The organism is Kitasatospora sp. MMS16-BH015 (assembly GCF_002943525.1).
GTDB lineage: Bacteria > Actinomycetota > Actinomycetes > Streptomycetales > Streptomycetaceae > Kitasatospora.
On sequence record NZ_CP025394.1, the window covers coordinates 3,073,326 to 3,084,982 of the forward strand.

Annotated in this window: 10 protein-coding genes and 1 tRNA gene; 3 read left to right on the forward strand and 8 right to left on the reverse strand. The window is 69.4% G+C overall.

Annotation, left to right across the window (positions count from 1 at the left end; all coding sequences use genetic code 11):
• Positions 1 to 73: 73 nt before the first annotated feature.
• The 4 genes from CFP65_RS13210 to CFP65_RS13225 all read right to left on the reverse strand — a co-directional run bounded on the left by CFP65_RS13210 (position 74) and on the right by CFP65_RS13225 (position 6,487).
• Positions 74 to 1,087: an ABC transporter permease gene (locus CFP65_RS13210; protein ID WP_104816276.1), complete on the reverse strand. Its 1,014-nt coding sequence runs from the start codon at positions 1,085 to 1,087 to the stop codon at positions 74 to 76.
• Positions 1,084 to 2,643 (reverse strand): sugar ABC transporter ATP-binding protein, encoded by a 1,560-nt coding sequence (locus CFP65_RS13215; RefSeq protein ID WP_104816277.1) that lies wholly within the window; start codon positions 2,641 to 2,643, stop codon positions 1,084 to 1,086. Before CFP65_RS13215 ends, CFP65_RS13210 begins: the two co-directional genes overlap by 4 nt.
• Positions 2,644 to 2,677: 34 nt before the next feature.
• Positions 2,678 to 3,724 (reverse strand): substrate-binding domain-containing protein, encoded by a 1,047-nt coding sequence (locus CFP65_RS13220; protein WP_104816278.1) that lies wholly within the window; start codon positions 3,722 to 3,724, stop codon positions 2,678 to 2,680.
• A gap of 270 nt (positions 3,725 to 3,994) precedes the next feature.
• Positions 3,995 to 6,487 (reverse strand): chitinase C-terminal domain-containing protein, encoded by a 2,493-nt coding sequence (locus tag CFP65_RS13225; protein WP_104820850.1) that lies wholly within the window; start codon positions 6,485 to 6,487, stop codon positions 3,995 to 3,997.
• A gap of 246 nt (positions 6,488 to 6,733) precedes the next feature.
• Here CFP65_RS13225 and CFP65_RS13230 point away from each other — a divergent pair, with 246 nt between their 5' ends.
• On the forward strand, positions 6,734 to 7,402 hold the full coding sequence (locus CFP65_RS13230) for an HNH endonuclease signature motif containing protein (protein ID WP_104816279.1): 669 nt from the start codon (positions 6,734 to 6,736) through the stop codon (positions 7,400 to 7,402).
• Positions 7,403 to 7,461: 59 nt separating this feature from the next.
• A tRNA-Leu gene (locus CFP65_RS13235) sits at positions 7,462 to 7,546 on the forward strand.
• A gap of 78 nt (positions 7,547 to 7,624) precedes the next feature.
• Here CFP65_RS13235 and rdgB read toward each other — a convergent pair.
• From rdgB to CFP65_RS13255, 4 genes are all read right to left on the reverse strand, one after another.
• The gene (gene rdgB, locus CFP65_RS13240; protein WP_104816280.1) at positions 7,625 to 8,227 is read right to left on the reverse strand and encodes an RdgB/HAM1 family non-canonical purine NTP pyrophosphatase; all 603 of its coding nucleotides are present in this window, start codon (positions 8,225 to 8,227) and stop codon (positions 7,625 to 7,627) included.
• 22 nt (positions 8,228 to 8,249) lie between these two features.
• Positions 8,250 to 8,639, reverse strand: a complete 390-nt coding sequence (locus CFP65_RS13245) for a hypothetical protein (RefSeq protein ID WP_104816281.1) — start codon at positions 8,637 to 8,639, stop codon at positions 8,250 to 8,252.
• A gap of 182 nt (positions 8,640 to 8,821) precedes the next feature.
• Positions 8,822 to 9,556 carry a ribonuclease PH gene (rph, locus tag CFP65_RS13250; RefSeq protein ID WP_104816282.1) on the reverse strand — a complete coding sequence of 245 codons (735 nt, stop codon included), beginning with the start codon at positions 9,554 to 9,556 and terminating at the stop codon, positions 8,822 to 8,824.
• 96 nt (positions 9,557 to 9,652) lie between these two features.
• Positions 9,653 to 9,943, reverse strand: a complete 291-nt coding sequence (locus tag CFP65_RS13255; protein ID WP_104816283.1) for a PTS glucose/sucrose transporter subunit IIB — start codon at positions 9,941 to 9,943, stop codon at positions 9,653 to 9,655.
• 244 nt (positions 9,944 to 10,187) lie between these two features.
• Here CFP65_RS13255 and CFP65_RS13260 point away from each other — a divergent pair, with 244 nt between their 5' ends.
• Entirely contained in the window at positions 10,188 to 11,474 is a 1,287-nt protein-coding gene (locus CFP65_RS13260) for a PTS transporter subunit EIIC (RefSeq protein WP_104816284.1), read from the forward strand.
• The last annotated feature ends 183 nt before the right edge of the window (positions 11,475 to 11,657 follow it).

Below are 11,657 nucleotides of genomic sequence, written 5' to 3' on the forward strand. Positions count from 1 at the left end.
GCTGGTGCCCCCGGCCCGTCCGCCGGGGGCACCAGCCCCACAGTCCCGGCGCCCCTACGCCGGGAGTCTCCGGTTACGCGGGCAGGCCGATCGCCCGCTCGCCGCTGCGGCGCTGCTGGATGACCACCGCCACCACGAGCAGCAGGCCCTGCGCGACGTTCTGCCAGAAGGCGTTGATGTTCTGGCCGGTCAGGCCGTTCTCCAGGGCGCCGAGCAGAGCCACGGCCAGCAGCGTGCCGCCGATGCCGCCCTTGCCGCCCTTGAGCGCGCAGCCGCCCAGCGCCGCCGCCGTGATCGCCTTGAGCTCCAGGCCCTCCGAGCCGGAGACCGGCTGGCCCGAGCCCGTCCGGGCGGTCAGCAGGATGCCGGCCACCGCCGCGACCACGCCGACCAGACCGTAGGCCGACACCAGGTACTTGTTGATCGAGATGCCCGCGAGCCGGGCCGCCGTGTCGTTGCCGCCGAGGGCGTAGACGTTGCGGCCGATGTCGGTGTACTTGAGCATCACGTGCACCGCCGCCGCGACCAGCAGCAGGATCCAGATCATCACCGGCAGCCCGGCGATCTTGCCGCGGGCCAGGAAGATGAAGATGCCGTCGTTCAGCACGTAGCCCTGCGCCCGGCCGTCCGAGAGCAGCTGCGCCACGCCCTTGTACGCGGCCAGACCGGCCAGGGTCGCGATGGTCGGGTTGACCCGGCCGTAGACGATCACGACACCGTTGAGCAGACCCACCAGCAGGCCGACCCCGACCGCCCCGGCCATGCCGACCAGCGCGTTCGAACCGGAGGAGGTGAAGACCATCGCGCTGACCACCGAGGCCAGGCCCGCCTGCGAGCCCACCGAGATGTCCAGGCCGCCGCAGATGATCACCACGGTCTGCACCACGGCCAGCAGGCCGGTGATGGTGACGGCCTGGCCGATCACCTGGATGTTGTTCCAGCTCAGGTAGTTGCCGTTGAGCGACCCGAACAGGGCCAGTACCACGACCAGCGCGCCGATCAGGCTGAGGTTCTGACCGCCGATCCGGGCGATCCAGGCCGGAGCCTTCTTCTTCGCCGGTACCCCGGCGGCGGTGGTGGTGGTCATGCCGTCCTGCCTTCCTGTGCCGTCCCGGCCGGGTCGCCTGCCGACCCGGCCAGATCGTCTGCCATCGCCAGCGAGAGGATCGCCTCTTCGGTCGCCTCCGCCCGGCCCAACTCCCCGGTGATGCGGCCGTTCTGCATCACCAGCACCCGGTCCGAGAGCCCGATCACCTCGGGCAGCTCGGAGGAGATCACCAGCAGGGCCACGCCCTGCTTCGCCAGGTCGGCGATGATCTGGTAGATCTCCGCCTTCGCCCCGACGTCGATGCCCCGGGTCGGCTCGTCCAGGATCAGCACCTTGGGCTTGCGGGCCAGCCAGCGGGCCAGCACCACCTTCTGCTGGTTGCCGCCGGACAGTTTGCGCACCTCGTGCTCGATCGAGGGGGTGCGCACCCGCAGCCGGTCCACGTACTCCTGGGCCAGCTCCTTCTCGGCGGTGCGGTTGACGAACCGCCAGCGGCGCAGCCGCTCCAGCACCACCAGCGCGGTGTTGTCCCGGATCGAGCGGTGCAGGAACAGCGCCTGCGCCTTGCGCTCCTCGGGGGCCAGGCCGAGGCCCGCCCTGATCGCCGCGCCCGGCCGGCCGCCCTTGAGCGGCTGCCCGTCCAGGGTCACGGTGCCGCCGTGGATCGGCAGGTCGCCGGCCAGCGCGAGCGCCAGCTCGGAGCGCCCGGCCCCGATCAGGCCGGCCAGGCCGACCACCTCGCCGGCCCGGACCTGGAGGTCGATGCCGTGCACCGCGTCCGTCTCCAGACCGCGCACCTCCAGCACCACCCGGTCGGTCGCGACGTCCTGACGCACGAACATGGCCGAAAGGTCACGCCCCACCATCATCCGGACGATTTCTCCCTCGTCCGTGGCCGCCGCGTCCAGCACCCCGGCCAGGGTGCCGTCCCGCAGGACGGCGATCCGGTCGGCCAGCTGGAAGATCTCCGCCATCCGGTGCGAGACGTAGACCACCGCCTTGCCCTCCTCCCGCAGGCGGCGGATCAGCGCGAAGAGCGCGTCCACCTCCTGTTCGGAGAGCGAGGAGGTCGGCTCGTCGAAGGCGATCACCTTCGCCTCGCCGGTGAGCGCCCGCAGGATCTCGACCAGCTGGCGCTGGGCCGGGGTCAGCTCGGAGCCCAGCAGCTCCGGGTCGAGCACCCGGTCGAAGCCGAGCCGGGCCAGGTCGGCGCGGATCCGCCGGTCCAGCTCGGCCCGGTCCAGCCGGCGCCCCGCCTTGTGGGGCAGCGCGCCGGCGTACACGTTCTCGGCGACCGAGACGTGCGGGATGATCTCGGGCTCCTGCGGGATGATCCGGATGCCCGCCGCCTGCGCCTGGGCCGGGGAGTTCAGCGTGACGGCCTTGCCGTCCACCACCACCTGGCCCGTGCTCGGCGGCTGGACGCCCGCGAGGATCTTGAGCAGGGTGGACTTCCCGGCCCCGTTCTCCCCCATCAGGGCGGTCACCTGGCCGGCCGGGAAGTCCAGCGTCACTCCGTCGAGCGCCTGGACGGCGCCGAAGCGCTTGCCCAGCTCACGCACCCCGGTGCCCGGCGGAGTGCTCTCACTGCTCATCTTTGCCATGTCAGTTCAACTCAGCCCTGTTCGCTCAGCTGCACTTGACGCCGGCGGACTGCCAGGTCGCGGCGTCCACCATCTTGGTGGGGGCGAAGGCCTCCTTGGGGAAGTCCTTGCTGCTCTTGAGCTTGTCGTACATGGTCTGGACGGCCAGCGCGCCCACGTCCGAGCCGTTGATGAACAGCGCGGCCTTCATGCCCGACGGCTTGCCGCTGCCCCAGTCCTTGCAGGCCAGGTACGCGCCGAGGCCGACGCCGATCACGTTGTCGGCGCTGAAGCCGGCGTTCTGCAGGGCGGTGACGCCACCCTGGACGTTCTCGTCGTTGCAGCCCCAGACGATCCAGTGCTTGACGCCGGCGTTGGCGGTGACGGTCGCCGCGATCTTGTCCTGGGCGCCGGTCGGGGTGTTGTCGGTGGCCACGTCGATGTTCTGGACGGTCGCGCCGGCGCCGGTGTTGAAGGCCTCCTTGGCGGCCTTCACGCGGTCACCGCAGACCGTCACGTCCTGCTTCCAGGCCGAGATGATGCGGGTGTCGGCGGCGTTCCAGCCGGCCTTCTTGAACTCGTCGGCGGCACGCTTGCCGACCTCGCCGCCCATCTGGGCGCCGGAGAATCCGATCCGGGCCACCAGGTCCGAGGGGCCGCACTTGGACGGGTCCGGGCCGGAGGTGCAGATCTGGTCGTCCGAGGTGAGCAGCGGGATCTTGGCGTCCTTGGCGGTCTGCGCGACCTGCGGGCCGACGGCCGGGTCCGGCACGACGATGATCAGGCCGTTGGACTTCTGCGCGATGGCCGACTGCACCTCGCTGACCGTCTTGTCCGCGTCGCTGCCGAGGTTGACCACCTTGAGGTCGACGCCCAGCTCGGCGGCCTTGGCCTTGGCACCGGCGGCCTCGCCGATGAAGTACTCCTGGTCGCCCTGCTTCTGGAGGTACGTCATCGAGATCTTGCCGCTGACGGTGGCCGTACCGGAGTCGGCGGTGCCGCTGGACTGGCCGGTCGAGCAGGCCGTGAGGCCGAGGGCCAGGACGAGGCCGGCAGCGGCGGCGACGCGGCGGCTGTGACGCGAAGTGGTCATGCGGGGGCTCCCCTTGGAGATGCAGAGGGTGGTGCCTGAGCGGGGGCTCAGAATCCATCAAAATCAAACAGGATCGAACTCGCTGGTGGATATGACACCCCGAGCGCAACCCCACGGTCAAGAGCTTCGTAGGACACATCTCGGCTACGCCCACGCCATCGTGGCTAAACACGACCGCACACATCCGGACAAAACAGAGGCGGTGACGGCGCACCCCCCGACCGGGTGCACCGCCACCGCCGTTCGCTACCTCAGCGACCTGCGCTTATGTCAACAGGGACCGAGGTCGTTCCACACTCCCCACGCACCCGTGGTGCTCGGGTCCTCACCCGTGGTCCACCACTTGTTGCTGTAGGTGTGCCCCTTCCAGGAGACCTTGGTGCCGGTCGTGGCGTAGACCGCGCCCGCGCTCCAGCTGGGGGCCGTGCAGGTGCCGCCCGGCGGCGTGCTGGGGCTGCCGGACGGGCTGCTGCTGGGGCTGCCGGACGGGCTCGGGGAGCTGCTCGGGCTGCTCGACGGGGAGCTGCTGGGGGACGAGCTCGGGGAGCTGCTCGGGCTGCTCGACGGAGAGGAGCTCGGCGAGGAGCTCGGGGTGGCGCTCGGCGTCGGGGAGGGGGTGCCCCCACCGCTCACCGCGCCCCTGCTGAGGTCACCGGTGAGGCCGTACAGGGTGCCGGCCACGTTGACCGTCCAGTTCGACGGGGTGGAGACCGGCAGGTAGTAGACGAAGTCCACGTCCACCGAGGCGCCGGGGGCCAGCGACTGCCAGGTCGGCAGCTTCAGCGAGACCCGGTTGTAGGTGCCCTTGAGTCCGCCGAGGTTGCCCGAGGCCGGGTTGTCCGCCCGGACGATGGTGGAGTTGAAGCCCGACTGGTCGTGCGCGTTGTTCGGCGCCGAGTTGGCGTAGTCGAACTGGAACTCGGTGCCGCCCGGCAGGGTGACCGTCGAGTTGTTGACGATGTGGATCTTCGGGTTGATCGGGTAGTTGTTGTCCCCCAGCGCGAAGTTGGTGAAGGACACGTCGATCGGCAGGGTCTGGGCCGGCAGCGCGATGGTCGAGCGGGTCGCCCCGTACGGCGCGGCCGTCTTGAACTTGTTGTACAGGTCGGTGGTCAGGGTCGACCCGGCCACGTACTCGCCCTTGCCGCCGTTGGCCGCCGCGTTCCACTGGTAGTCGCCCGCGAGCTCCCAGATCATCGCGCCGCCGACGCCCTGGTTGACCAGGTAGTCCGCCTTGGCGTTGACCGACTGCTCGTCCTCGGTCGAGAGGAAGACCTTCTTGGCGTCGTTCCAGAGCCAGGGCGCGACCAGCGCGGAGCTGTAGTTGCGCGCGTAGGTCCCGCTCAGCGCGGTGTCGGTCAGGCCGTACTTGGACAGGTAGTCCGGCAGGATGCCGTTCTGCAGGTTCATCGCGTGCCACATCGGGTTGGAGCCCGCCGGGGCCTCCTTGCCGTTGGTGTCCAGGTCGTGCCAGAGGTTGTCGATGCCGACGGCACCGTCCCCGCAGGTGGTCAGCCCCGCCCCGGCCGGGCAGGTGGTGGTGGACGCGGTGCCCCAGAGGCCGTTCGTCCCGCCCTGCACGTTCTTGAACCCGCGGGTGTAGTACGGCAGGCCCAGGTTGATCCGGCCGGCCGGCATCGAGCCGCGGAAGTAGTGGTAGGCCCAGTCGCCGTTCAGGTACCCGATCCCGCCGTACTGCGAGGTGCCGTAGACGTTGGCGGCCTTGAGCTCGGCGTCGTTGCCGTCGTCGAAGAGCGAGGCGTTCGGGCCGACGTACTGGTTCCAGGCGCCGTGCAGGTCGTAGGACATGATGTTGACGTAGTCCAGGTACTTGGTGACCTGGAAGGTCTCCATGCCGCGCAGCAGGTAGCCCGAGGAGGGCGCCGCGACCGAGAGCAGGTAGTACTTGCCGTCCGCCGCGCTGGCCGTGTCCAGCTTCTGCCGCATGGTCTGCAGCAGCGCCGCGTAGCCCTTCATCAGCGAGCCGCGCTTGGAGTTGGCGATCGTCGCGTCCAGCGGGTTGCCCGCGTTGTTCATCGAGGTCGGGTACTCGTAGTCGAGGTCGACCCCGTTGAACCCGTACTTCTCGATGAACTTCACCGCCGAGTCGGCGAAGGCGTTGATGCCGACCTGGTTGACCGAGCCGTCCGCGTTGGTGGTCATCGAGTAGAAGCCGCCGGAGGCCACCCGGTTGCCCGAGTCGTCGAAGTACCCGCCGGTCTCGGCCCAACCGCCGACCGAGATCATCGTCTTGACGTTCGGGTACTGCTTCTTGAACCTGCTCAGCAGGTTGAAGTGCCCCTGGTACGGCAGCGTCGGGTCCAACTCGGCCCCGGCCACCCCGGGGAAGGTCATCCCGGTCGCCGCGTTGTTCGGCCCGTCGGTGCCCACCGAGATCGTGTTGTCGCTCGCCACGTGCGCGAACGCGTAGTTGAGGTGGGTGACCTTGTCCCAGGGGATGTTGTTCACCAGGTAGGCCGGCGTCCCGTCCTTGCCGGTCCGCCACCCGGTGAAGTACCCGATGACCCGCCGCTGGTGGTCGGCACCCATCATCTCGCGCCCGCTGCTGTCGTACACGTTGCAGTACGGCACGTTCACGCCGGGCGTGGTGTACATACCGTCCGGCCGACAGCTCTGGTTGTCCACCGCGGCAGCCGCCTGCGAGGGCAGCGCCCCGAGCGTGGCCACCAACAGCCCGGCCAGGCCGACACCGGCCACCGCCGCCGCGGTCTTCGTACGGCGAGCAGCGGTGGGACGCCGCATCGCCAGGTTTCGGATCAACACTCGGTCCTCCTGGAGAGAGTGCCGGGCACACGCCGTGGGATGCGCGCACCTGTGGGGGATGTGGCCGAGAAGCTATGTGGTCCAGACCACACAGGTCAATAGGTCTGTACCAATCGATAGCCCACCGAGACCACCCCCATGCCGTGACTCTCATCACGTTTTCATCTTCCGCACCCCGTTTCCCCCAGGGCTCATCACTCGTTCGTACCAGTAGGAGGTGATCTGATGCCCACTCAGGTCAAGTACACCCAGGAAGCCCTGCTCGCCGCCGCGCAGCAGGCACAGTCGATCGACGAGGCGCTGGTCCTGCTCGGCAAGGAGCCGAATCACCAGACCCGGCACTACCTGCGCCGACGGCTCACCGCCTTCGGCATAGCCACATCACACTTCGAACAGCGCGGCACCGTCTACACGCGGGAGGTCCTCCAGGCAGCCGTCACGGCCTCGTGCAGCCTGGCCGACGTGATGCGCCGCCTCCACCTCCGCCCGGCCGGCGGCACGCACGCCCACATCGGGCGGCGGATCAAAGCGTTCGACATCGACACGTCCCACTTCACCGGGTCGGGGCACAACCGGGGCAAGCCCTCCCCTCGAAAGCTGCCCCCCGAAGAGATCCTGGTGCAGCGCCCGGCGGAAGCCAGACGACTGCCGGGCTTTCGGATCCGCCGGGCCCTGGCCGAGCTCGGCCGACCGGAGCTGTGCGAGGGCTGCGGCACCGGCCCCGAGTGGCAGGGCCGCCCGCTCACCCTCGAAGTCGACCACGTCAACGGCGACTGGTCGGACAACCGCCCGGACAACCTCCGCCTGCTCTGCCCCAACTGCCACGCCACCACCGACACCTACTGCGGCCGGAACAAGCCGCGATCGGCCCGACCGGAGCCGCGGCCCCAGTGATCGAATACCTAGGTGCAGGCACGCCTCACTGCCAAGTAGCATGAGGACCGGAAGCCCAGGCGGCCGTGGCGCAATGGCGACGCAAACGGTTTAGGTCCGTTGGCCCGTGAGGGCTTGAGGGTTCGAATCCCTTCGGCCGCACCAGGTTTTACCGAAGAAACGAAGGCCCGCCCGGAGGGCATGCTCTCCGGGCGGGCCTTCGTCGCGTCAGTTGACTCCCCCTCAGCCGAGCAACTCCCGGACCACCGGCGCCAGCGCGCGGAAAGCCTGCCCCCGGTGGCTGATCGCGTTCTTCTCGGCGGCCGTGAGCTCCGCGCAGGTCCGCGTCTCCCCCAGCGGCTGCAGGATCGGGTCGTAGCCGAAGCCGCCCTCGCCCGCCGGGGCGGTGCGCAGCGTCCCCAGCAGGCGCCCCTCGACGACCCTTTCGGTGCCGTCCGGGAGGGCCAGGGCGGCCGCGCAGGCGAAGTGGGCGCCGCGGTGGGGGTCAGCGATGTCGGAGAGCTGGGCGAGCAGCAGCTCCAGATTGGCGCGGTCGTCGCCGTGCTTGCCGGCCCAGCGGGCGGAGAAGATGCCAGGGGCGCCGCCGAGGACGTCCACGCAGAGGCCGGAGTCGTCGGCGACGGCGGGCAGGCCGGTGGCCCGGGCGAGCGCGTGGGCCTTGAGGAGGGCGTTCTCGGCGAAGGTCACGCCGGTCTCCCGGACGTCCGGGATCTCGGGGTAGGCGTCCGCGCCGACCAGGTCGAAGTCCGCCGCGCCGAGGATGTCGCGCAGTTCCGCGACCTTGTGCTGGTTACGGGTGGCGAGGACGAGGCGTCGGGTAGTCATGGGCCCAACCCTACTGACTGCCTCAGCCGGTGCAGACCTTGGAGAGCTGGGCGGCGGCGTCCCCGAGCGGCTTGAGGTCGGGCACCTGATTGGCGTTCACGGCCTGCTGCGCCTTGTCGACCTGGGTCTGGAGGTCTCCGACGGCCTTGGTGAGGTCGGTGTCGGAGGAGTTGCGACCGAGCTGGTCGAGGTCCTTCTTGAGCTTCGAGAGGGCCTTCCCGGCGGTGGCCGGGTCCTTGTCCGCGCTGTTGAAGGCGGTGCCGGCGTCGGCCACGTCGGAGGTCACCCGGACGGCGGTGTTGCCGCAGTCGATGGCCTTCTGGGCGGCCGAGCAGCTCACCGCGGAGAGCGGGAGGACGAGGATGAGCGCGGCCACGGCGAGCGTGGTGGAGCGGTTGATGCTGTACGGCATCGAGGAGTCCTCCGGGGAAGGCACGGGCGGTACCGGCTATAGGAGAGGGACGAAGAAGCGGGCTTCAGCGGTTCCCAAGCCGGACCCATGGCCGGAACGGTACGGCTTCAGGCCCGTCCGTGTACAGCGGCGCGGCCCAGCTGCCTTCTCCGGTCCGTCCCCGGCCTTCCCCGGAGAGTGGCTCAGGACTCCAGCGCCTTGAGGGCCTTGCGCTGGATGGAGTCCAGCTCGGCGCAGCCGAGGGTGCCGAGGTCGAGCAGCTGGTCGAGCAGGGCGCGGTCGAAGGGGGCGCCTTCGGCGGTGCCCTGGACCTCGACGAAGCGGCCGTCGGAGGTGCAGACGATGTTCATGTCGGTCTCGGCCCGGACGTCCTCCTCGTAGCGGAGGTCGAGCATCGGGACGCCGTCGATGATGCCCACACTGACGGCGCTGACGCCGCCGGTGATCGGCTGGCCCTTGGCGCGCAGGATCTTCTTCTCGCGGGCCCAGGCGACGGCGTCGACCAGAGCGACGTAGGCACCGGTGATCGCGGCGGTGCGGGTGCCGCCGTCGGCCTGGAGCACGTCGCAGTCGAGCACGATGGTGTTCTCGGCGAGGGCGCGGTGGTCGATCACGGCGCGCAGCGAGCGGCCGATCAGGCGGCTGATCTCGTGGGTGCGGCCGCCGATCTTGCCGCGGACGGACTCGCGGTCGCCGCGGGTGTTGGTGGCGCGCGGGAGCATGGCGTACTCGGCGGTGACCCAGCCCTCGCCGCTGCCCTTGCGCCAGCGGGGGACGCCCTCGGTGACGCTGGCGGTGCAGAGCACCTTGGTGTCGCCGTAGCTGACCAGGACGGAGCCTTCGGCGTGCTTGCTCCAGCCTCGTTCGATGGTGATGGGGCGGAGCTCTTCGGGGGTGCGGCCGTCGATGCGTGACATAGCCACCGAGGGTAGTGCCTCCGGGGGCGCGCCCGGGTACGCGAGGGCCCGCCGACCGGTGCTGTGGTGGCGGGCCCTGCGGGGGTGAGCCTCAGCTCACATCATGTCCTCGATGTCGGCGGCGATCGGGTCGGCGTCGGTGCCGATGACGACCTGGATCGCGGTGCCCATCTTCACGACGCCGTGGGCGCCGGCGGCCTTGAGCGCGGCCTCGTCGACCTTGGAGGGGTCGATGACCTCGGTGCGCAGGCGAGTGATGCAGCCCTCGACCTCTTCGATGTTCTCGATACCGCCGAGACCGGCGACGATCTTCTCAGCCTTGCTGGCCATGTCCTTCTCCCTCTGTGCCCTCGTGCTGTGCGGTCGTGCTCTGCCGTGGACAAGCATCGCCCGTCTCCCGACGGTCTGCCACGTTAGTTCACATTTGGCCCATTTCCGCGCGCGCACTGCGGAGCGTCATCCGAAGATGACGATCAGTGGGGTCCAGGACCCGTCGCGCCCAGCTCAGCGCCAAAGTGGTCTACACCAATACTAGGTGCACTTCGGACAACGCCGAGCTCGAGCCCGGTGTTCCTGACACCCACCATCGGGCAGGTGGCCCCCGCCACACAGCACCCTCGGAGGGCGACGGATGAGTTCGGCAGGCGCTGCGGTACCGCAGAACACGTGGTGGCACACCTTCTACGGTGGTCTGCAGAAGATGGGCCGCAGCCTCCAACTGCCCGTCGCCGTACTCCCGGCGGCGGGCATTCTCAACCGCCTGGGCCAGCCGGACATGTTCGGCAAGGACGGGCTCGGCTGGGACAACGTCTCCGCCGCCCTCGGCGCCGCCGGCGGGGCGCTGCTGAACTCGGCACTGGGCCTGCCACTGCTGTTCTGCATCGGCGTGGCGATCGGCATGGCCAAGAAGGCGGACGGCTCGACCGCGCTGGCCGCCGTGGTCGGCTTCCTGGTCTACTACTCGGTCCTCCAGGCCTTCCCGGAGAGCTGCCACGGCGCCGTCCTCAAGGGTAACCAGTGCGTGGACTTCGCCGCGAAGACCTCGAAGCCCGCCACCTACCAGAACCCCGGGGTGCTCGGCGGCATCCTGATGGGCCTGATGTCGGCCAATCTCTGGGTCAGGTTCCACCGGGTGAAGCTGGTCGACTGGCTGGGCTTCTTCAACGGCCGCCGCCTGGTGCCGATGATCACCGCGGTGGTCGGCCTGCTGTTCGGCGCACTGATGGTCTGGGTCTGGTCGCCGATCGGCTCGGGCCTGAACGACTTCTCCAAGTGGCTCTCCGACCTGGACGCCTGGGGCGCGGGCATCTTCGGCCTGGCCAACCGCTCGCTGCTGCTGGTCGGCATGCACCAGCTGCTGAACACCTTCCTCTGGTTCCAGTTCGGCTCGTTCACCAAGCCCGACGGCACGGTGGTCAACGGTGACATCAACCGCTTCCTGGCCGGCGACCCGACGGCCGGTCAGTTCACCTCGGGTTTCTTCCCGATCATGATGTTCGCGCTGCCCGCCGCCGCGATGGCGATCGCCCACACGGCCAAGCCGCACCGCCGCAAGGAGATCTACGGCCTGATGACGTCGGTGGCGCTGACCAGCTTCGTCACCGGCGTCACCGAGCCGATCGAGTACTCCTTCGCCTACATCGCCCCGGCGCTGTACGGGGCGCACGCGGTGCTGACCGGCGCCTCGATGGCGATCACCTGGGCGCTGGGGGTGCACGACGGCTTCAGCTTCTCGGCCGGCCTGATCGACTACGTGATCAACTGGAGCCTGGCCACCAAACCCTGGCTGATCATCCCGATCGGGCTCTGCTTCGCCGTCGTGTACTACGTGACCTTCAGATTCATCATCATCAAGTTCGACCTCAAAACACCCGGCCGCGAGGACGAGGACGAGGTCGAGGACGTCACCAAGGCCTGATCCCGCCGCAAACCGCGACTTCGCACACGGTCGACCCTCCCGAAGGCCCTCCGGCTCCCCCGCCGGAGGGCCTTCGCCCTGCCCGGGACAGGACCAAGGACCCTGTCGGATTTTGCGGCCGCATTACCCGCCTGACCAACCGTCCGATTTATTTCAGCCCCCTGTGAAGAGCGTGTTAGAACG

Bases quoted from the DNA above. Each gene is read 5' to 3' on its own strand.
- CFP65_RS13255 (WP_104816283.1), bottom strand. From the start codon at position 9,943: ATGCTTGTCCACGGCAGAGCACGACCGCACAGCACGAGGGCACAGAGG.
- CFP65_RS13210 (WP_104816276.1), bottom strand. From the start codon at position 1,087: ATGACCACCACCACCGCCGCCGGGGTACCGGCGAAGAAGAAGGCTCCG.
- rph (WP_104816282.1), bottom strand. From the start codon at position 9,556: ATGTCACGCATCGACGGCCGCACCCCCGAAGAGCTCCGCCCCATCACC.
- CFP65_RS13260 (WP_104816284.1), top strand. From the start codon at position 10,188: ATGAGTTCGGCAGGCGCTGCGGTACCGCAGAACACGTGGTGGCACACC.
- CFP65_RS13220 (WP_104816278.1), bottom strand. From the start codon at position 3,724: ATGACCACTTCGCGTCACAGCCGCCGCGTCGCCGCCGCTGCCGGCCTC.
- CFP65_RS13245 (WP_104816281.1), bottom strand. From the start codon at position 8,639: ATGCCGTACAGCATCAACCGCTCCACCACGCTCGCCGTGGCCGCGCTC.
- rdgB (WP_104816280.1), bottom strand. From the start codon at position 8,227: ATGACTACCCGACGCCTCGTCCTCGCCACCCGTAACCAGCACAAGGTC.
- CFP65_RS13225 (WP_104820850.1), bottom strand. From the start codon at position 6,487: ATGCGGCGTCCCACCGCTGCTCGCCGTACGAAGACCGCGGCGGCGGTG.
- CFP65_RS13230 (WP_104816279.1), top strand. From the start codon at position 6,734: ATGCCCACTCAGGTCAAGTACACCCAGGAAGCCCTGCTCGCCGCCGCG.
- CFP65_RS13215 (WP_104816277.1), bottom strand. From the start codon at position 2,643: ATGAGCAGTGAGAGCACTCCGCCGGGCACCGGGGTGCGTGAGCTGGGC.